At 75.1% G+C, this 20565-nt stretch carries 14 protein-coding genes; 9 read left to right on the top strand and 5 right to left on the bottom strand.

Annotated elements, in window-relative coordinates:
• Nucleotides 1-144: 144 nt before the first annotated feature.
• Together argJ and FHU37_RS23710 are read left to right on the top strand one after the other, a co-directional pair.
• Complete coding sequence (gene argJ, locus FHU37_RS23715; protein ID WP_179816713.1) at nt 145-1350, top strand: bifunctional glutamate N-acetyltransferase/amino-acid acetyltransferase ArgJ; 1206 nt, start codon at nt 145-147, stop codon at nt 1348-1350.
• Between the two features lie 314 nt (nt 1351-1664).
• Nucleotides 1665-2510 carry a Clp protease N-terminal domain-containing protein gene (locus tag FHU37_RS23710; protein WP_179816712.1) on the top strand — a complete coding sequence of 282 codons (846 nt, stop codon included), beginning with the start codon at nt 1665-1667 and terminating at the stop codon, nt 2508-2510.
• A 164-nt stretch (nt 2511-2674) separates the two neighbouring features.
• On the opposite strand, the gene FHU37_RS29430 is transcribed toward FHU37_RS23710, so the two are convergent.
• Nucleotides 2675-4870, bottom strand: a complete 2196-nt coding sequence (locus FHU37_RS29430) for a D-alanyl-D-alanine carboxypeptidase family protein (RefSeq protein ID WP_179816711.1) — start codon at nt 4868-4870, stop codon at nt 2675-2677.
• Between the two features lie 760 nt (nt 4871-5630).
• Between FHU37_RS29430 and FHU37_RS23700 the strand changes: the two genes are divergently transcribed.
• The 3 genes from FHU37_RS23700 (at nt 5631) to FHU37_RS23690 (ending at nt 8156) form a co-directional block, all read left to right on the top strand.
• Entirely contained in the window at nt 5631-6338 is a 708-nt protein-coding gene (locus FHU37_RS23700; protein ID WP_179816710.1) for a GOLPH3/VPS74 family protein, read from the top strand.
• 764 nt (nt 6339-7102) lie between these two features.
• A complete protein-coding gene (locus FHU37_RS23695) occupies nt 7103-7993 on the top strand; it encodes a helix-turn-helix domain-containing protein (protein WP_179816709.1) in 891 nt (296 codons plus the stop codon).
• On the top strand, nt 7947-8156 hold the full coding sequence (locus FHU37_RS23690) for a DUF397 domain-containing protein (RefSeq protein ID WP_179816708.1): 210 nt from the start codon (nt 7947-7949) through the stop codon (nt 8154-8156). The genes FHU37_RS23695 and FHU37_RS23690 overlap by 47 nt, the downstream gene beginning before the upstream one ends.
• Nucleotides 8157-8352: 196 nt before the next feature.
• Here the strand turns inward: FHU37_RS23690 and FHU37_RS23685 are convergent, their stop codons facing one another.
• From FHU37_RS23685 to FHU37_RS23675, 3 genes are all read right to left on the bottom strand, one after another.
• Nucleotides 8353-9546 (bottom strand): ADP-ribosylglycohydrolase family protein, encoded by a 1194-nt coding sequence (locus FHU37_RS23685; protein ID WP_246451382.1) that lies wholly within the window; start codon nt 9544-9546, stop codon nt 8353-8355.
• Nucleotides 9547-9969: 423 nt separating this feature from the next.
• On the bottom strand, nt 9970-12696 hold the full coding sequence (locus FHU37_RS23680) for a bifunctional FO biosynthesis protein CofGH (RefSeq protein ID WP_246451381.1): 2727 nt from the start codon (nt 12694-12696) through the stop codon (nt 9970-9972).
• A 668-nt stretch (nt 12697-13364) separates the two neighbouring features.
• Entirely contained in the window at nt 13365-14531 is a 1167-nt protein-coding gene (locus tag FHU37_RS23675) for a carboxylate-amine ligase (RefSeq protein WP_218904772.1), read from the bottom strand.
• Nucleotides 14532-15009: 478 nt separating this feature from the next.
• Between FHU37_RS23675 and FHU37_RS23670 the strand changes: the two genes are divergently transcribed.
• Together FHU37_RS23670 and FHU37_RS23665 are read left to right on the top strand one after the other, a co-directional pair.
• Nucleotides 15010-16242, top strand: coding sequence for an acetyl-CoA C-acetyltransferase (locus FHU37_RS23670; RefSeq protein WP_179816706.1), 1233 nt, complete (start codon nt 15010-15012; stop codon nt 16240-16242).
• Nucleotides 16243-16730: 488 nt separating this feature from the next.
• Nucleotides 16731-17378 (top strand): TetR family transcriptional regulator, encoded by a 648-nt coding sequence (locus FHU37_RS23665; RefSeq protein ID WP_179816705.1) that lies wholly within the window; start codon nt 16731-16733, stop codon nt 17376-17378.
• A 227-nt stretch (nt 17379-17605) separates the two neighbouring features.
• On the opposite strand, the gene FHU37_RS23660 is transcribed toward FHU37_RS23665, so the two are convergent.
• Entirely contained in the window at nt 17606-17986 is a 381-nt protein-coding gene (locus tag FHU37_RS23660; protein ID WP_179816704.1) for an STAS domain-containing protein, read from the bottom strand.
• 289 nt (nt 17987-18275) lie between these two features.
• Here FHU37_RS23660 and FHU37_RS23655 point away from each other — a divergent pair, with 289 nt between their 5' ends.
• Both FHU37_RS23655 and FHU37_RS23650 read left to right on the top strand, forming a co-directional pair.
• Nucleotides 18276-18926 (top strand): RNA polymerase sigma factor, encoded by a 651-nt coding sequence (locus tag FHU37_RS23655; RefSeq protein WP_179816703.1) that lies wholly within the window; start codon nt 18276-18278, stop codon nt 18924-18926.
• Nucleotides 18923-20488 carry a zf-HC2 domain-containing protein gene (locus tag FHU37_RS23650; protein WP_179816702.1) on the top strand — a complete coding sequence of 522 codons (1566 nt, stop codon included), beginning with the start codon at nt 18923-18925 and terminating at the stop codon, nt 20486-20488. The genes FHU37_RS23655 and FHU37_RS23650 overlap by 4 nt, the downstream gene beginning before the upstream one ends.
• Nucleotides 20489-20565 lie beyond the last annotated feature (77 nt).

Here is a 20565-nt window from a genome sequence, read left to right as displayed (position 1 = left end):
GTGGGGCGTGGGGTGGCGGCACGGCCGGCGGAGGGCTGGTGGGCGGGCCGGGGCGGGAGGTGCGGCGGGAAACCCGGTGGACGAACACCGCCCCTTCTGCAAATATATGCGGCGGACCGTATATTCATAACACCAGGGGTTGGGATGACCGAGCACGGCGGCTGGCCGATCGGATTCACCGGATACACCGGGCGCGGCGGCATGCGGGCGGACGGCGACGACATCTCCATCGTCGTCTCGGACCGTCCGACCACCAGCGCCGCGATGTTCACCCGCAGCCGCTTCGCCGCACCGAGCGTGCGGCTCAGCCGGCGGCACACCGCCGCCCGGCGCTTCCGCGCCGTGGTGACCCTGGCGCAGAACGCCAACGTGGCCACCGGCCGTCGCGGGGAGGAGAACACCGCCGAGGTGGTGCGCCGGACGGCCGCGCTGCTCGGGGTCGCGGAGGAGGAGGTGCTGATCGGCGCGACCGGCGTGATCGGGCGCCCGCTCCCCATGGAGACCATCCGCGCGCACTTCGACGCCCTCCCGGCACCGGCCCCGGCCGGCGGCGCGGCCGGCGCGGCGGGAGGGGTCGGCGGGCGGTTCACGGCGGATCCGGAGGCGGTGGCCCGCGCCATGATGACCACGGACACCCGCCCCAAGACCCACACCCGCACGGTGGGCCCCGCCCGGATCACGGCGGTGGCCAAGGGCGTCGGCATGCTGGAGCCGAACATGGCGACCATGCTGGCCTACCTGTTCACCGACGCCGCGGTGGAGCCGGAGGAACTCGACCGGGCGCTGCGCGCCGCCGTCGACCGCAGCTTCAACTGCCTCAGCGTGGACACCGACACCTCCACCTCCGACACGGTCGCCGTGCTGGCCAACGGCGCGGCCGGCCCGGTCGACCCCGGGGAGTTCGCGGCGGCCCTCGCCGACGTCTGCCTCGACCTCACCCTCCAGATGGCCCGGGACGGCGAGGGGGCCACCAAGCTGCTCACCGTGTCCGTGGACGGCGCCCGGGACGGCGCGCAGGCCCGGCGGGTCGCCAAGGCCGTGGTCAACTCGCCGTTGGTGAAGACGGCCGTGCACGGGGCCGACCCGAACTGGGGCCGGGTGCTGATGGCGGTCGGCAAGAACACCGAGGAGACCGACATCGATCCGGAGCGGGTGGTGGTGCGCTTCGGCGATCTGCCCGTCTACCCGGAGGAGCCGGAGGGGACCTTGCTGGAGGAGGTCACCGCGCTGCTGCGCCGGGACGAGGTGACCATCCGGGTCTCGCTCGGCATCGCCGACGGCGCCGCCACCGTCTACGGTTGCGACCTCTCCGCGGGGTACGTCCGTGTCAACGCGGACTACACCAGCTGATCATCCGACCAGGGGCGGTGCCCGTCCCGGCCGCGGCGGGCACCGCTTTTCGGAAGGCACCCCGGAGAAGAATCTGACGCTTATTCAGTTCATATCGCCGATCACGCTTCGACACGACTGATACTCAATCAGTTTCCTTGTCGCGGGCGGAAGCTGGGTCACGCGGCCGGGACGCCCGGGGCTTTCGCAATTCCCCGGGAATGGCCCGAAAGGTGCAACCCCCGGGGAGCGGGCGCGCGTCACTGCCTGTCGAGGGTGGAAGTGCCCTGGGTATTTCCCGGCGGCGCGCGGAGCAGTAGCAGGAAGAGACGGACATGGTGAATCACGACGGCCACGCCTTCGGGCTGGACCGGCTGGCCTACAGGGTCCTCGTGGCGGGGGCGCAGCTGTCCCGCAGACTCCGCGCCGGGGCCGTCACCACCGACCTGCTGATACGGGCCCTGTGCTACGACGTGACCACCGACGTCGCCGCTGCCGTGCTGCCCGCGGATCCGCAGGCCGGTGGGCGGCTGGCGTCCCGGGTGGCGGGGGCCGGCGGAGCCGTGCGGGGGCGCGGACCGCAGGCACAGGCCGCCGCCCTGGCCCTGGAGGCGGCGCCCCGGCCGGCCGCCCGCGGCCTGACGACGGGTGAGGTGGTGGACGCGGCGGACGCCGCCTGGGCGGACGGGCTGCTGGCCCGGGCGGCGTCCGCCAGCGTCCACCGGGGTCTGGTGTCCGGCCGCGCGGCGGCGGAGCCGGCCTGGAGCGACGCGGCACGCGCGGCCGTGCTGCGGGCCAGGCACGAGGCCGTCTCGCGCGGGGCGGTGGAGCTGGACTGCGCGCACCTCGCGCTGGGGCTGCTGCACGACCCGGAGAACACCGCCTGCCAGGCCCTGCGCGCCGAGGGGGTCGACCTGACGGCCGTCCGGGAGGCGCTGCGCGCCCAGGCCGGCCGCGGCGGCGCCCGGCCGGCGTCGCCGGCTGGCCCGGCGGGGGGCACCGCGGAGGCCGGACCCCGACTGCCGCCGCGGCCGGCTCCGGGAGCGGGGACGACGGGAGCGGGGACGGCGGCGGGTTTTCGGCCGGGGGCGGGGCCGGCGGGGCGCCTGCGGAGCGCGGAGCAGGCCGCGGCCGCCCGGTCCGCCCTGCGCCCGCGGCTGCGCGGCTGGGCGGGCCACTGAGCGACGCGTCACCCCCGGCCCGGGCCGGTGGCGACGCGGCAGGGGCCGGCGGGTGACGCGGAAGGGGCCCGCGACCTGGAGGTCGCGGGCCCCTTCGTGTGTCCGCCGGGCGGTTCCGTGCCCGCCCGGGGCCGCCCGGGGGCGCCCTGGAGGAAGGGGGTGCCCTAGAGGATGCGGGTGAGGCGGTCCCAGAAACCGGGTTCGGTGAGGTCCTCCTGGAGCGCGAGCGGCACGCTGGTGACGCCGGCTCCCTCGCCGGTGGTGAGCGTGGCGAGCGGCTCGCCGGCCGGGGCCTCGTGCGGGACGGTCCCGGAGGCGTCCGGCCCGTCGGCCTCCGCCTCGCCGGCGGCCTGTTCGGCGTCCTCGGCCTCAGGAGCGCCGGCGCGGGCGTCCACCCGCACGGTGAGCCCGGGCCAGCCGACCGCGGTGACGTCCGCGGTGGCCACCAGCGGCGTGGTGTTGCCGAGCCCGTCGTCGACCTCGGCGACGACCTCGCCCTGCTCGGCGACGGTCTGCGCGGTGAGCGCGTCCCCGGCGGCCACGATCAGTTCCCGGCTGCGCTCCAGGGCGGTGTCCAGGATGGAGGTGCCGTCGAACTGCCCGAGCACGGCGCCGACGATCAGCTGCGTGGTGCCGCCCACCTCCTTCTCCGCCGCGAACAGCAGGCAGCCGCCGGCGCTGGTGGTGGAGCCGGTCTTGATGCCGATCACGCCGTCCCGGGTGAGCAGCGCGTTGTTGTTGTACAGGCGCGGGTTGTGCGGGAGGTCGAGCTGGGGGGTGGCGACGATCTCCCGGAAGGTCGGGTCCTGCATGGCGGCCTGGGCGAGCCTGATCAGGTCGGAGGCGGTGCTCACGGTCTCCGGATCCAGCCCGGAGGGGTCGGTGAAGGTGCTGTTGGTCATGCCGAGTTCCGCGGCGGTGGCGTTCATCTTGTCGACGAACGCCTCCTCCGAGCCGGCGTCCCACCGGGCGAGCAGCGCGGCGATGTTGTTGGCGGAGGGGATCAGCAGCGCCTCCAGGGCGGTGCGCTGGGTGAACTCCTGGCCCTCCACGACCCTGATGGCCGACTGCCCCTCGGCGACCCGCGCCTCGTAGGAGGCGGCCTCCTCGGCGTCCACCGTGATGGTGGGGCCGGCCTCGTCGGGCCCGAGGGGGTGGTCGCGCAGCAGGATGTACGCGGTCATCACCTTGGTGATGCTGGCGATCGGGCGCGGCTCGTCGCCCCCGGAGGAGCCGAGGGAGCCGAGGCCGACGACCTCCACGGCGGCCTGGCCCTCGGACGGCCAGGGCAGCTGGGGGGTCTCGCCCTCGAAGGCCACGGTGGCGGCCAGCACCGAGCGCACGGTGGGGTCCGGCAGCGGCCGGATCATCTGGGCGATCGCCAGCAGGCCGAAGAGCAGCACGGCGAGGGTGCCCCAGATGCGGACGCGGCGCATCACCAGTTGCAGCCGGGTGGGCGGCTTGTTGGTGAGGGCGGCGAGCAGCTGCATCGGCGGCAGCGGCTGGCCGTCCGGTCCGATCACCGGCGCGGGCGGGACGCTCGCCGGCACCTGTCCCGAGGCGCCGGCCCGCAGGGTGTGCGCCGGAGGGGCGGGCGGGACGACGGACGGCGTGGCGCCGGGCGGCATGGCCACCGGGAGCGGCCGGGTCCCCGGGTCGCCGTTCCCGGCCGCCCCCGCCGCCCCCGCCGCGTCAGGCGGGGTGGACGGGGTGGGTGGGGTGGCGGCGCGGCGCAGCTGAGCGACACCGAACGCCATCGTGCGGTTGTCCGGCGTGTGGTTGTCAGGCGTGTGGTTGTCAGGCGTACGGGTGTCCGGCGTGTCGCCGTCCCGGGTGGCGGTGGCGGACGCGCCGGCGTTCGGGGTGCCGTCCGCGTCGCCGGCCGACCGGGGCGCGGCGGCGGGCGGGAGGGGGGCGTCCGTGCCGCCGTCCGCGCCGTTTTCCTGGCGCGGAGGTTTCTGGGACGTGAAATCCTCCGCCTTTTCTTTTTCCTTGCGGTCGTGGAGGTTGTGTTCGTCGTCTTCCGCGTCGATGCTGGGTCGCAGGTTCCACGCGGGGGCCCGGAGCACCGTGGTGGTGTCGACGTCGACGCCCTCCTCCCCCACGACGTGCCGCCCGGCGTCCGCACGGTCCTCGCCGGCCCCGCCGTCCTCATCGTCCTCGTCGTCCGGTTCCGCCTCCGCGGCGTTCCCGTTCCCGCCCTTCCGGGGGGCGTCCTCGGGCTCCGCGGGGCCCCGCGTTCCGGGCGCGGGCCCGTTCGAGGGCTCATCGGGGTCGCCGCGCCCCTCCACCGGTGCGGGGTCCGGTTCCCCCGGCGGGTTTTCGTCGCCGCCCGCTGTGGTATCGATACTCTCGGTCACTTCGGCAGCGTCGCCGGAGTGGGACGACTCGGCGGACGCCTCCGCGGAGACGCCATCAGCTATGTCTGATTCGTCCGCATTCGCCGCGCCGAGTTCCCCATCGGCCCCCCTTGAGTCCGAATCGTTATCCAGGGCTTCCCGGTCATCGGACGATCCACTGGGAGCGCTCCCACTCACCCCCGTGACCTCCGCCTCCACCGGGTCGACGGGCGCCTCGGCGCCGGCCGCGGCGACCCCCGGGCGGCGGAGCAGAGCCGTCCGGTTGAGCAGCTCCGCGCGGTTGAGGTGAACCGTGCGCGCGTCCACCGGCGGAAGGTCGATCCGGGGCGCGTCGCCGTGCGGCGGGCGCGGCGGCACGGCCTGGTCCGACGATCGGCCGACCGCCGGCGAGCCGCCGTCAGCACCGGCCGTGACCTGCGCTTTCGCCCCCGCCGGCAGTTCCCGAGCGCCCTGGCTCGGGGAAGTGGTGGGCGCGTTCGCGCCCGCGTCCGGCTCCTGCTGTCGGGGGGACTCGCCCACCGTGGATCCACCTCCACACAACCGACGGGGCACCCCAAACACGGGCGCCCCGCTCGACCGTTCCGAACCGTCGCGCGCCGACCCGGCGGGCCGCCGGGAGGCGGTCCGCTGGAGGGTGCGCTGTTTGACTCTTGGACGAAGGACGTACACCGTCCGGTTCCCGCGCCGCCGCCTCAAGGCACTCTCGACAAGGCGTTGTGAGAGGGGTCACTCTGTGAACCATCCACGCGGGGAGGCATGGATGGACATGAGCCGCAGAACACTGCCCGAGGAACTGCTGCTGCTTGCTCTGGACCCTGGGACGGGTACCTTGGCGCAGCCGCAGACCCTGGACCTCGGGCTCGCCGGAGCGCAGCTCGTCGAGCTGGCGATGGCACGTCGAATCACCCCGGACGGGGACCGGATGGTCGTGGTGATGCCGCGGCCGACCGGCGATCCGATGCTCGACTCGGCGCTGGAGTCACTGCGCCGCCGCGGCAGCGCGGCACGCGCCGCCGACTGGATCGGCGGGCCGCGCCTGGGACTCCGGCACACCTACCTGGCACACCTGGAGAGGTGCGGACTGGTCAGTTCGGAGACCGTCACCTCGTGCGCGATGCTGCCGACCACGCGCTACCACGCGGTGGACCCGGAGCTGTCGACCGGCATACGGCACCGGGTGGACTCGGCGGTGCGCACGGGCTCGCCGCCGGACTGCCGCACGGCCGCGCTGTCCTCGCTCGCCCACGCGGTGGGCCTGGGCAAGCACCTGTACCCCGGGAACGAGGGCAGGTCGAGCCGCTCCCGGCTGCGTGACCTGGTGCGTCACGACCCCTTCGGGGGCATGGTGGCGCAGGCCGTGATCGCGGTGCAGAACGGCGGCCAGGCCCGTGCCACCGGGCTGTCCCGCCGCTCCGGCGCGGCGACCACCCGGATCGACGGAGGAATGGCGCGCGTCACCGCACGCTGACGCGGGCGGTGACGACTGTGGAACGGCCCGGAGGGCCGTCCGGACCCGGCAGGCGCGGTCCGGACGGCCCTCCGGCGTAACCGGGGCGCGCTCGGGCGGTCACACGCCCGAGCGCGCCACCGCGCGCGGCGGCGCACGCCATGGCGCCGTGCGACGCCGCCCGTAGCGCGGCCCGTCCCCCCGCGCCCGCGCCCACCGAGCCCCGTGGTGCCCCACGGACGTCCGCGCCGGCCGCCGCCCATCCACATCCCTTCAGCCCCATGCGTCCCGCTCTTCACCGGGCGTTCGCGGCTTCGGGGGGTCGACGCCTTCCCTTCGGCCTCCCTGAGCCGCGAACCGCGCTCGGTGGGCGCGACGGACGGGCCGGGAGAGGCGGGCGATGCCGGTGGGACTCCTGGGGGCCGGGGGCGTGCGGGCGGGCGAGACGGGCGCTCGAACGCGCGCGGAGTGGCGTGCCGGCGCGCGTCACCGGCGCGCGCCACGGCCTGGCAGGTGGGATTCTGGAGCGCAACATACCGTGTCATATCGGACAGTCAGGCGGTAATCGTCCCCGCCAAGTGGCATGCTGCCCAGCACCCGCGGTTCCGTTCCACGCCATCGCGGACCTGACGCCCTCCCGACCGGCCGTCACCGGCCCCACGACGGGAGACGAGCGCGCGGGACGGGCGGGGAGCGGAGGGGGCGGCACGGCGACCCGGTGGGGCAGGCCGGCGCCCCGACCGCGTGCGCATCGGGTCCTTCCCGCCCCCCGGAGGTGCACCGGCATGGCCACGCAGATCAACCCCACCATTCGCAGGCGCCGCCTCGGCTCGGAGCTGCGCAAGCTCCGCGAGGCCAGGGGGATGACCTCCGAGGAGGTGGCCTCCGCCCTGCTCGTCTCCCAGTCCAAGATCAGCCGGCTGGAGAACGGCCGCCGGTCGATCAGCCCGCGGGACGTGCGCGACCTGTGCCAGGTCTACGGGGTCAACGACGCGGCGCTGGTCGAGGGCCTGATGTCGATGGCCCGGGAGTCCCGGCAGCGGGGCTGGTGGCACGAGTTCGGCGACATCACCTACAGCGTCTACATCGGCCTGGAGGCGGACGCCGCGCAGATCTTCAACTACGAGTCGCTGATCATCCCCGGCCTGCTGCAGACCCAGGCGTACGCGGAGGCCCTGGAGGTCGCCGTGCAGCCGGAGGAGACCGGCTCGGAACGCCGGGTCGCGGTGCGGATGAAGCGCAAGGACCGGCTCACCGGCGAGAACCCGCTGCGGTTCTGGGCCGTGATGGACGAGGCCGCGCTACGCCGGATGGTGGGCGGGCCGGCCACCATGCGCGAACAGCTGACGCACCTGCTGGAGATTACCGAACTCAAGCACGTCACCATCCAGGTGCTGCCCTTCGATAAGGGAGCGCATCCGGGAATGATGGGCTCTTTTTCTCTCGTGGAGTTCCCCGATTCGGCCGATAGTTCCGTGGTGTACGTCGAAGGGGTGACGGGCGACCTCTATCTGGAGCGGGAGGCGGACGTTCGTCGCTATACCGTCATGTATGAACATCTGCGCGCGGAGGCACTGGGGACAACGGAAACACAGGAGCTTATCGCTCGTATGTCCGAGGAGCTTGCCGATGACGGAGCGGGCCAGGAGTACCGAGGTGCTCTGGCGGAAGAGTAGTTACAGCGGGGCGGGACAGTGTGTGGAGGTGGCCGCGCCCGGCGCCATGCTGGTCACGGTGCGGGATTCGAAGAATCCCGACGGGCCGCGGCTGGCCTTCACGGCGGGGGCCTGGTCCGCCTTCGTCACGTCCACCCGGGGCGGGGATTTCGAGAGGGGTTGACGGCCGGGGCGGGCACGGGGCACGGGGGCACGGGCGGGCAGCGGGGGCAGGGCGGGGTCGGGGAAACGGGCAGGGGGGACGGGCAGCGGTCGGCAGGGATCGGTGGCGAGGGGCGGCGAGGGCGGGGCAGCGGGTTCGGTGGGGCGGGGGCGACAGGGCGGGGCGGTGGGGCGGGAGGATCGCGGGGGCGCGGGGCTCACGCCGTCCCGGCCGGCGGGAGCCGGTCGGCCAGCGCCGCCGCGAACTCGTCGGCCAGCCGTTCGATGGTGGGGCGTCCCTCCAGACGCTCCAGCCACTCCCCCGGCAGCGCGCGGGCGAGCGCGTCCCCGCCGTGCAGGGCGCCGAGCAGGTTGCCGGTGACCGATCCGGTGGAGTCGCTGTCCCCGCCGTGGTTCACCGCGAGGAGCAGCGCGGCGGCCGGGTCTGGTTCGGCGAGCAGGCAGTAGACGGCCATCGCCAGGGCCTCCTCGGCCGTCCAGCCCTGCCCCAGCGCGCACAGCGCCTCCACCGACGGCCCGCCGCCCTCGGTGGTGTCGCGGATCGCCGCGGCCAGGGCGGCGGACAGCGCCCCGGTGGTCTCGTGGTGCTCGGGCCAGGTGGCGGCCAGGGCGGCGGCCGACCGCACCGCGTTCACCGGCGGCGCGCCGTGGACCAGCGCGTGGACGACGGCGGCCAGCGCCCCGGCGGACAGGTAGCCGGTCGGGTGGCCGTGGGTCAGCACCGAGCACTCGACGGCGAGCCGGAAGGCCTGCTCGGCCGTCAGGTCGGGCAGCAGTCCGAACGGCGCGGCCCGCATCACCGTGCCGCAGCCCTTGCTGCCCGGGTTCTTCGGCTCGGCCAGGGTGCCCGGGCGGTCGTTGGACAGGCCGGAGACGCAGGCCGTTCCGGGGGCGCGCAGGTCGTGCAGCCACTGCTCGCCGATCAGCCAGCCGTCCTCGGGGGCCGGGTGCGCGGGGGGAACCGAGACGTCCACCTGGGTGGAGCGCCAACGCAGGTAGGCGCGGTGCACCTCGATGACGTCCCGCGGGCGGGAGGTGCCGGCGAGCATCCGGGCGGCCAGGTCGGCGGCGTCGGCCGGCTCCGCCGCGATCACCCCGGCCGCGCCGAGGTGGCCGGCCGACGACCGGGCGCCGACGGCCCCGGACGGCGGCGCGGGCCGCGACGGCTCGCCGTCGTGCCGGGTGGCGAGGAGGAGTCCCTCGACGGTGAAGAGGGTCATCTGGGTGTCGTCGGTGACGGCCCCGAGCCGCCGGTACGCGGGCACGTATCCGGTCACCCCGGCCGGGCCGTGCTGGGCGCGGATCCGACTGAGCGAGTCGAACTCGATGCCGGCCCCGAGGGCGTCGCCCACGGCTCCGGCGAGCAGACAGCCGCGCACCCGGTCGCGCAGCCGCGCCGCCCCGGACGGTCCGTCGGCCGGGGCGTCCCCGGCCGCGGCGTCGCCGAAGGGCGGCGTGGTGGGGGCGGGCGTGCGCAACCAGCCGGCGGCGGCGCGCCGGGCGGCCGTCACCCGGCCGCCGGCCGGTCCCTCCGGCTGACTTCCGCCCTGAGTCGTGCTCTGCCGCGTCACGGTTCCCCCAAGCCTTCGCCGCGTCGGCGGCCCTCCCGCGAGGGCGCCGGGGGCAGCCTAGTGGTGGAGCACTCCCGCGCCATAGCGGCGCGCGGTAGTTCGCCGCGGCGTGCGGCGGCCCGGCGGTCGGGAGTGCGCGCGCCACCGGCGCGCGCCACCCGGGCCCGCGCACCTGCGCGCGGGGGCCCTGGGGGCGCCCGTCCAGTCGTTCCGGCTCAGACGTTCGGGCTCGGGCGTTCCGGCTCAGTCGTTTCGGTCGGCCGTGACCAGCGGGAGCAGGTCCGGCAGCCGGCCGCCCGAGGCCAGGGCCGCGGCGCGCCGTTCCTCCGGCACCTCCCCGTAGGTGGTGGTGCGCTGCCGGGAGGGACGGCCGGCCAGCTCGGCGATGGCCTCCAGCTCGGCCACCGACTTGTAGCTGCCCCAGGAGGAGCCGGCCATCCGGGAGATGGTCTCCTCCATCAGGGTGCCGCCGAGGTCGTTGGCGCCGCCGCGCAGCATCCGCGCCGCGCCCTCGGCGCCCAGCTTCACCCAGCTGGTCTGGATGTTGTCGATGCGGCCGTGCAGCAGCAGCCGCGCCATGGCGGTGACCGCGCGGTTGTCCCGCATCGTGGGGCCGGGGCGGGCGATGCCGGCGAGGTAGACCGGGGCGTTGGTGTGGACGAACGGCAGGGTGACGAACTCGGTGAACCCCACCCCGCCGGCCGCCAGCGACTCCTCCTGCACCCGGGCCAGCAGCCGCAGGTGGGCCAGCCAGTGGTGCGGGGCGTCCACGTGCCCGTACATCATCGTGGAGGAGGAGGGCAGGCCCAGCCGGTGGGCCGTGGTGACCACCTCCACCCAGGTGGCGGCCGGCAGCTTGCCCTTGGTGAGGATCCAGCGGACGTCGTCGTCGAGGATCTCCGCGGCCGTGCCGGGGATGGAGTCGAGGCCGGCCTCCTTGGCCGCGGCCAGCCACTCCTCGATGGACAGGCCGGTCCGGGCGGCACCGTTGACCACCTCCATCGGCGAGAAGGCGTGCACGTGGATGCCGGGCACCCGCCGCTTCACCTCGGCCGCGATGTCGAAGTAGGCGGTGCCGGGCAGGTCGGGGTGGATGCCGCCCTGCATGCAGACCTCGGTGGCGCCCACCTGCCACGCCTGCTCGGCCCGCTCGCCGACCTGCTCCAGGGAGAGGGTGTAGGCGTCGGCGTCGGTGCGGCGCTGGGCGAAGGCGCAGAACCGGCAGCCGGTGTAGCAGACGTTGGTGAAGTTGATGTTGCGGGTGACGCAGTAGGTGACGGTGTCGCCGACGGTGTCCCGGCGGACGGCGTCGGCGATGGAGCAGAGCGCGTCGAGCGCCGGCCCGTCGGCGTGGAAGAGGGCCAGCGCCTGGTCGTCGTCCAACCGGGTCGGGTCGTCGGCGGCGGTGGCCAGGGCGGCGCGCAGCTCGGCCGGGAGCCGTTCCGGGGCGGTCCGGCCGGTGGCCCGGTCGGCGGCCTGGGGCTGGTTCGGAGCCTGCGGCTGGTTCGGTGCCTGGGTCGGGGCCTGCTCCTGGGGCTGGGTCGGGGCGGGGACCGGGGCGGGCGCGGTGCCGGCGGCGCCACCGGCCGTCCCGGCGGTCCGCTCGGCCTGTTCGCGCAGTTCCTCCCAGTCCCCGTAGACGGAGTCGAAGTCGCCGCGGCGGTCGCCGGTGCGCCCCTCGGTGTCGATGGCGGTGTGCAGGTCGGTGCGGCCGGTGCCGGCGGCCGTGCTGGGGAAGGCGTCCTCCGGCTCCTGCCAGGGCAGCCCGCTCGGCGTCACCCCCTCCCGGGCCAGGCCGGTGGCCGGGTCGGCCAGCGCGGTGACGTGCGGCAGCAGGCGCGGGTCGAGCCAGGGCTCGCCGAGCCTGACGTACTCCGGGTGGATGGTCAGCCGCTCCCGCAGCTCGAACCCGGCGTCCCGGGTGCGGGCGGCGAGGTCGTCGATCTGCGGCCAGGGGCGCTCGGGGTTGACGTGGTCGGGGGTGAGCGGGGAGACGCCGCCCCAGTCGTCGATGCCGGCCCTGATCATCAGCCCGTACTCGTCGTCCACCAGGTTCGGCGGGGCCTGGATGCGCACGGACGGGCCGAGCACCAGGCGGGCGACCGCGATCGCGGCGGCCAGCTCCTGCGCCTCCGCGTCCGGCATGCCGCGCATCGCGGTGTCCGGCTTGGCCCGGAAGTTCTGCACGATCACTTCCTGCACGCCGCGGTAACGGCGGGCGACCCGGCGGATCGCGAACAGCCCGTCGGCGCGCTCGGCCATCGTCTCGCCGATGCCGATGAGCAGGCCGGTGGTGAACGGCACGGCGGAGCGGCCGGCGTCCTCCAGGACGCGCAGCCGCACGGCGGGCTCCTTGTCCGGGGAGCCGTAGTGCGGGCCGCCGCGCTCGGACCACAGCCGCGTCGCGGTGGTCTCCAGCATCATCCCCATGGAGGGGGCGACCGGCTTGAGGCGCTGGAAGTCAGTCCAGCCGAGGACGCCGGGGTTGAGGTGCGGCAGCAGCCCGGTCTCCTCCAGGACGCGGACGGCCATGGCGCGCAGGTAGGCGAGGGTGGAGTCGTAGCCGTGGGCGTCGAGCCACTCGCGGGCCTCGGGCCACCGGTCCTCGGGGCGGTCGCCCAGGGTGAACAGGGCTTCCTTGCAGCCGAGGGCGGCGCCGCGGCGGGCGATGTCGAGCACCTCGTCCGGCGAGAGGAAGAGGTGCTCGCCGGCGGCGCGCAGCTTGGCCGGGGCCACGGCGAAGGTGCAGTAGTGGCAGCGGTCGCGGCACAGCCGGGTGAGCGGGATGAAGACCTTGCGGGAGTAGGTGATGACGCCGGGGCGGCCGGCGGCGTCGAGGCCGGCGTCCCGGACGCGGGTCGCGCTGAGGCAGAGTTCGTCGAGGTCCTCGCCGCGGGCGTGCAGTAGGACGGTCGCCTCGGCCGGGTCCAGCGCGACGGCGTCGCGGGCGCGGCGCAGCGCGCGGCGCATGGCGGTGCGGGTGGGTGGCTCCTCCGACCGCGGTGGTCGCGCGCCGGGCGGCGTGGTGGGGGCGGGCAGGTCCGGCACCGGGTGTACCTGGAGGGGCGTGTCCTGGAGGGGCGTGGCCTGCTGGGTGGCCTCCTGGCTCCCGGTCCGGTCGGGGGACTCGCCACCGGTCGCGGTGTTCGGCATCCTGATCATCCCTCCAGCGTGGTGCGCGTGGTGCGGTGCGTGGTGCGGCTGCGTTGTGGGGGTGTCGGTGGGGTCTCGGTGGGGCGTGCGGCGCGGAGTGGACATCGTGTCATCCACCCCTCATGCGTGATCACGCACCCCACGCGCCACGCCGCCGCTTCCACCGGGCGGGGCCGCCCCGGCCGACCGGCCCCGCCCCGCCCCGACCGCTCGAAGGTTCACCGGAGTTGTCCACAGCCCGGAAGGGGGACTCCCGCCACGCCGAGCCCGCGTGGGAGCGTGGAAATCGGGGGGACCCACCAGGGCTCCCCCAGGCGTGGTTGAGCGTTCACCAACTCGCTGGTCAGCCGGGCCGCCCGCCAGCCCGCTAGCCCGCTTCCAGCCCGGCCGCCCGTCGCTCCCGTCGGCCGCCCACGCCCGCTCCGGCCCTCCGGTTCCCAGCCCTCCGGCCCTCCGGCCCTCCGGCCCTCCGGCAGCAGGCCGGGTCAGATGCCCGGGGTTTCGCGGGCGGCGCTGTGGCGTTCGATCAGGTCGATGACGTCCTCCAGCCGGCCCCGCCGCGCCAGCGCGGCGCGCTGCCGCACGGCGCCGTTCCCCTCCACCCGGACGGCCTTCACCATCGCCTCCACCTGGTCCGCGACGCCGTCGCGGACCAGCGCCGGGGTGACCCAGGCGAGCAGCCGCGCCAGCAGGTCGGTGGCCGGCATCAGCCGCCCGGTGGCCGGGTCCATCCCGTACCCCTCCAGGCCGTCCCGGGCGGCCCGCCAGTAGGCGGCGCGCAGCAGTTCCTGCGGCACGGCCACCGCCTCGTCGTGCCCGTTCAGCGCCTGGGTGGCGATGGCGCGCACCAGCAGGGCCGTCAGCACGCTCTCGTCCACGGTCAGCGGCACGTCACAGGTGCGGATCTCCAGGGTGGGCACGTGCGTGCTGGGCCGGATGTCCCAGTAGAGCATCCGCTCCTCCGGCACGGCCCCGCCCTCGATGACGGCGTCCCGCAGCGCGGTCCAGTGCTCCGGGCTCTCCAGGTAGGGGGTGGGGCCGACGACCGGCCAGCGCGACCAGAGGATCGCCCGCCAGCTCGCGTATCCGGTGTCCCGGCCGCGGTAGATCGGGGAGTTCGCGGTGAGCGCGAGCAGCGAGGGCAGCCACAGCCGCAGGTGGTTGCTGACCCGGACGGCGGCGGCCGGGTCGTCCAGCCCGATGTGCACGTGGCATCCGCACTGGGTCTGCTCCTCCAGCAGTTCCCGGTAGGTGTCGTGCAGCAGGCGGTACCGGGGGTTGGGGGTGGGCCGGTGCGGCGGGGCGGGGTCGGCGAGGGGGACGGCGACGGCCATCAGGCGGGCGCCGGCCCGTTCGGCGGCGGCGGCGAGGGCGCGGCGCATGGCGGTGATCGAGGCGCGCAGTTCGGCTGACGAACCGCAGACCTCGGTGGCGCCCTCCACCTGGTAGGACTGGTACTCCGTCTGGGCCCGGGGCCCGAGCAGGGCCGCGGCGTCGTCGGCCACCTCGTGGCCGAAGGGAGCTATCCGCCCGCTGTCCGCCTCCAGGAGGAGGTACTCCTCCTCGACCCCCATGGTGAGCGCGCCCGGGGCAGCGCTCCACGACTCCAGTTGCACGCCGACCACCCGCCCTGCATCGTCCCGTGCAGGCACTGACCGCGTTGTCAGCCCTGAATGACCACCGGTGCTGTGTACCGCCGACCTCTCGGTGTGCCCGCTCAGCGGTACTCCTCCTCAGCGAGGTGGTGCCCGGCCGCCCGGCGCGCGGCGCGCGTGGGGTGCGCTCGCCCGTCCGCACGCGCGGCCATGGCACCTCTCCTTCCCGTGGGCGGGCGGGGAGGGCGTGTCACGTCGCACTCCCGCGCCGGCGCACCACACCCGGCAGGGTCCGATGCGTACCCGCGCGGGCACGACGGGTATGCGCGCCGTTCCTTGATTGGCCGATTCGCACCAGTGTGCGCCTGACGTCCCGCATCGGTCGAGGGGCGGTGGGGCGGCGGTCGGCGGCCGGTCGGCGGCCGGTCGCCGGTGGTGCCCGGTACTGGCCTGAGGCCGCCGCAGGTGGGCACACTGGTCCCATCACTGGTTACTCGCTGGTAATCACGGGTGAGGACGGAAGGGGCGTGCAGCCATGACAGGCGTGACGGGAACGGACGGCGGGCTCGGTGGTGCCGGCGGGCCGGGAGCGGCCTACCTGGTGGAGGCGGTGCGCACGCCGGTGGGCCGGCGGGGCGGCGGCCTGGCCGGCGTGCACCCGGCGGACCTCGGCGCGGCGGCGATCACGGCCCTGCTGGAACGCTCCGGGATCGACCCCGCCGTGGTCGACGACGTGGTCTTCGGCTGTCTGGACCAGGTGGGGCCGCAGGCCGCCAACGTCGCCCGCACCTGCTGGCTGGCGGCCGGCCTGCCGGAGCACGTGCCGGGCGTGACGGTGGACCGCCAGTGCGGTTCGGCGCAGCAGGCGCTGCACTTCGCCGCGCAGGCGGTGATGAGCGGCACGGCGGACGTGGTGGTGGCCGGCGGCGTGCAGAACATGTCCCAGATCCCGCTGGGCACCGCGCTCGGCGTGGCGCCGGCGCCGCTGCCCGGCCCGGGCGGCACCGAGGTGCGGCCGCCGGCCGACCCGTACTCGGGATCCGCCGGCTGGGTGGCCCGGTACGGGGACCAGCCGGTGACGCAGTTCCACGGGGCGGAGCTGATCGCCGAGCGCTGGGACATCTCCCGCGCCGAGATGGAGGAGTTCGCGCTGCGCAGCCACCGCCGGGCGGTGGCTGCGATCGACGCCGGCCTGTTCGACCAGGAGATCGTCCCGGTGGCCGGGGTGAGCGCGGACGAGGGCCCGCGCCGGGACACCTCCCTGGAGAAGATGGCGCAGCTGCGCACGCTGCGCCCGGGCGGCCGGCTGACCGCGGCGGTCTCCTCGCAGATCTCGGACGGCGCCGCGGCCCTGCTGGTGGTGAACGAGCGGGCGCTGCGGCGGTACGGCCTGACGCCGCGGGCGCGGGTGCACCACATGTCGGTGCGCGGCGACGATCCGATCATGATGCTGACGGCGCCGATCCCGGCGACCGCGCACGCGCTCGAGCGGTGCGGCATGACGATCGGCGAGATGGACGCGATCGAGATCAACGAGGCGTTCGCCCCGGTGGTGCTGGCCTGGCTGCGGGAGACCGGGGCCGATCCGGAGCGGGTGAACCCGCTCGGCGGGGCCATCGCGCTCGGGCACCCGCTGGGCGCGACCGGCGCCCGGCTGATGACCACTCTCCTGCACCACCTGGAGCGCACCGGCGGGCGGTGGGGCCTGCAGACCATGTGCGAGGGCGGCGGCCAGGCCAACGTGACGATCATCGAGCGGCTGGGCTGAGCAACCGACCGCCGTCGCGCCCCGGAGTGGTCGCGCACGGCGACCGGGGCGCCGCGGAGCGGGACGCGTGGCGCCCCGGCGGCGGTCGCGGAGGCGGTGACACGCCCGACTCCGGGATTCGGTATCGAAAACGTTATCGGATCTCGGCGGCTTCCGGCGGAGCGTGGCGGGTTCCGGTCCGGCGGTGCGCGTCAGGCGTCGCCGGACCCGTCCGGAGCAACGCTGTGCACCTTCGGACCAGCAATCGAGTAATTCCCCGTGCACGGCACGTTCACTACGTCTCACCCTCTGCGGTGCGTGGCGCCGAACGTCGCGTAAATCCTTGCCGACAAGGGGTATCACGGAGTTCCCGGGCAACTGCGCAGCGCCATTGACGCAGCTCGTCGCGGGCTCCCGTGGGGGCCGTTGTTGACCAGCTCAGGTGAACGGTTCACTCCACTGCGCGCGCCCGGAATCGCGCGTCGGCGAACTCAACGTAAACTGACGACATGACAGGACAAGTTCGCACCGTCGACGGGCGCGTCGCCGGGCGACGTGGGCAGGAAACGCGGCAGAAGCTGCTTGACTGCCTCAGCGAGATGCTCAGCACGTCGCCGTACCGGGACGTCAAGGTCATCGACGTCGCCAGGATGGCCGGAACCTCCCCCGCCACGTTCTACCAGTACTTTCCCGACATCGAGGGGGCCGTCCTCGAGATCGCGGAAGGTGTCGCCAAGGATGCGGCCCGGCTCAAGGAGCTGGTCGCCGATCGCTCGTGGGCCGGCAAGAGCGGCTGGACCACGGCAGAAGAACTCGTGGACGGCTTCCTCGGCTTCGCCAAGGAGCACGAGTCCATTCTGCGGGTGCTCGATTTGGGCACCGCGGAAGGAGACAAGCGGTTCAACAAGATCCGACTGAAGATCCTCAACTCGATCAGCCAGTCCCTCCAGGAGGGCATCAAGGAACTCCAGGCCAAGGGCCGGGTCGGCGCGGAGGTCAACCCCAATGCGATGGCCGGCCTTCTCACCACGCTGCTCAGCTCGGTTTCCGGGCAGCAGAAGGGGTTCGAGGCGCTCGGTGTGAAGCCGAAGGACCTCAAGCCCAATCTGGCGTTGCTGATCTACCTCGGTGTCACCGGCAAGAAGCCACCGAAGTAGTCACGGCGACGGCAATCCGCCCGGACCCTCCTGCCCCAAACATCAGGAGGGTGCGGGCGCCGTCGCGGGCGGGCGCCGGACCGGTTCTCGGGGGAGTGCCGGGTCCGGGGTCCGTCCGCGCGCCGGCCGCCGGTGGAGCACGCCGGGGGCACGGGGGACGGGGGGCGGGCCGACGACGCGCGCCGCGGCACGGACCAGGGCCGAAGGTCGGTGCCGCGCCGCGCGGGTCAGGCGCTCCGGCGGACCGGGCGCTCGCCCAGGTCGTCCTGGGGCCGCTCCAGGGTGGCCGTGTCCGGATCCGGGTGGATGTCGAACAGGCGCCGCACCCCCATCGCCGCCAGCACCCGGTTGACGTGTGACTCGCGGGCCGGGAGGACCAGCCGCATCCGGCCGGCGCAGGACCGCATCAGCCGGCGCGCGGCCACCAGCATGCCGATGCCCGTGGAGTCGCAGAACTCCACCTCGGACAGGTCCAGCACCAGGCTGCGGCGTCCCTCGGCCACCAGTTCGTGCACCGCCCTGCGCACTCCCGGCGCGGAGACCATGTCGAGCTCTCCCGCCACCCGGAGCAGGGACCAGCCGTTGTGCTCACCGAGAGTCACCGTCATCGCCACGCGCAAAGGTCCCTTCCTCCTGCGTGCACGGCCGAGCCCTTCCCGGTCCGCGCACCGGTCACCCCAGGAAGCCTATGCCCCGAACACGCACCGTCGCAGCACCGCAACCCGTCACACACATGTAACAAACCGCGCGTGCGCCGTTTGTCGCTCTCCGGTATTAGGAAGGGGCCCCGCACGCCCGCTCCAGGACGCCCCGGTCGACCGAAGACCCTGATGCGACGTCACCGGACGGGCATGATGGGACCAGCATCCGTCCGCGCCGCGAGAGAAGGTGACGCCGATGGTCAGCCCGCGGACCGGCCCCGTCCGATGGGACCGGCAGATCCAGCAGCGCCTGCTGCGCGGCGAGGAGTCCGCGCTGGGCGAGCTGTACGACCAGTTCGCGCCCCTGGTGCTGACGCTGGCCGACCGGGTGCTCGGCGACCACGACGAGGCCGAGTCGCTGACCCGTGAGGTGTTCGCCCACGTGTGGGAGAACCCGGACGCCTTCGACCCCGACGTCGGCACCATGCGCTCCTGGATCCACAGCCTGACCCACCGGCACGCCGTGGAGCGCAAGCGCCGGCTCACCTCGCGCCGCGATCCGGAGCCCGCCCCCGACCTCGCCACGGAGCCGTCCAGCGTGGAGGAGGCCATGCAGGCGGCGGTGACCGCCGAGCGGGTCAAGCAGATCGTGAGCCAGTTGCCGCGACCGGTCCGGGAAACCATCGAGATGACGTACTACGACGGCCGCACCTACACGCAGGCGGCCAAGGAGCTGGGCATCCGGCCGGATGACGCCCGCCACCGGCTCCGGCTCGGACTCCAGCTGCTGGCCTCCTCCCTGGCCACCGCGCCGTCGCCGCGCCCGCCGCGGCAGGGGGCGCACCCCGGGGTGGCGCCGCCCCGGCGAACGCCCGGCGATCCCGGCCCCGCGGGGCCGCTGCGGTGAGCGGCCTTCCCGACCGGGACCACGAGTACTACCGCACCCTCCTCGGTGCCTGGGCGGTGGACGCCTGCGCCCCGGAGGAGACCCTGGCGGTGGAGAGCCACCTCACCGGCTGCGTGCCCTGCCGCCAGGAGGCCCTGCGACTGCGCGACGCCGCCGGCTGGCTGACCGTCGAGGACACCCTGGAGCCGTCGCCGGAGCTGCGCGGCAGCGTCCTGGAGCGCTGCCTGGCCCGGCGCCCCGCCCGCCACCGGCTCCCCTCCTGGGCGGCCGGCTACGGCGCCGAGGCCGCCCGGTTGGACGCCCTGCTGCGCGACCTGCCCGGCCACGACTGGCTGCGCCGGGTGCGCACCCCCTGGCCCAGCGGCGCGGCCGGCGAGGTGCAGTGGTCCATCGCCGACGTGCTGTGCCACCTCAGCGCCGGCGACGGGCTGGTGGCCCGGGCGCTCGGACTGCCCGACCCGCTGGACGCCAGCGGCAGCCGGTTCGGCAACGTCTCCCTGTTCCCGTCCCGCCGCGCGACGGCGGGCGCCCCCGCGTCGGCCGGCCCCACCGTGCCCGACGCCCCCGCCCCGGCCGACCCCACCGCGCCCGACGCCCCCGCCCCGGCCGACCCCGACGGCACCGACGGCACCGGCCGGGCAGGCCCCGCCGGGCCCGCCGGCCCCGCCTCCCCGACCGATCCGGTCGGCGGCGCCCGCACCGACCCGCGGCAGCGCACCGAGCTGCTGATCGCCGCCGAGGCCGACCGCTCCGACGACACCGTGCGCGACGCCTGGCGGGAACAGACCCGTGCGGTGCTCCAGGCCGTCGGGCTGGCCGGCCACCACGTGGGCGCCGTGGAGGTGGAGTACGGGACGCACAGCGTGCCGCTGCGCGACGCCCTGGTCGCCAGGGCGTTCGCCTGCTGGATCCACGGCACCGACATCGCCGCCGCGGTCAGCTACCCCTACCCGGCGCCGGAGCCGGCCCACCTGCGGCAGCTCGCCGAACTGGGGCTGCGGCTGCTGCCCGGGGCGCTGGAACACCTGATCAAGGACGGGCGGGCCACCCCCCGCCCCGGCCACTACACCACGGTGCACCTGACCGGCGCCGGGCTGCGGCGCCGCATCCCCGGGGCACCCGGCGGGACCGCCGCGCTCGCCGGCCCGGACGACCGGGACGACGGCCCGCTCTCCGGCGGCCCGGCGGATCCGGGCCCGCACGCCGGCCCGCCCAGGGCCGCCGGCCCGGACGACCGCGCCGACGCCGCCGATCCCGCGGACCTGATACGCCTGCGCCCCGTCGCCCCCGCCGACACGGTGACCGGCGCCGCGACCGCGGGCCCGGCGGCCACGGCCCTCGGCGACCCCCGCCCGCCGGCCGGCCGCCCGCGGGCGACCGGGACCGTGGAGCTGGTCACCGGCGTGGAGGCGGCCTCGCTCACCATGGACGTCCAGGAGTTCTGCCTGCTGCTCGCCGGCCGCCGCACGCCCCAGGAGGCGGCGGCGCTGATCGCGGTCGACGGGGACCGCGACGCGGCCCACGACCTGCTCCGCGCCGCCGCCCGCGTCGACCTGCTGTGAGGCCGGCGGCCGAACCGGCAGACGGCCGGCCCGCCCCGCCCCGGTGACCGAATGGCCTAATGGCCTAATGGCCTAAT

The sequence above is a fragment of the Allostreptomyces psammosilenae genome, assembly GCF_013407765.1.
GTDB classification, from domain to species: Bacteria; Actinomycetota; Actinomycetes; order Streptomycetales; family Streptomycetaceae; genus Allostreptomyces; species Allostreptomyces psammosilenae.
This window is presented reverse-complemented; position numbering and strand designations above follow the sequence as displayed.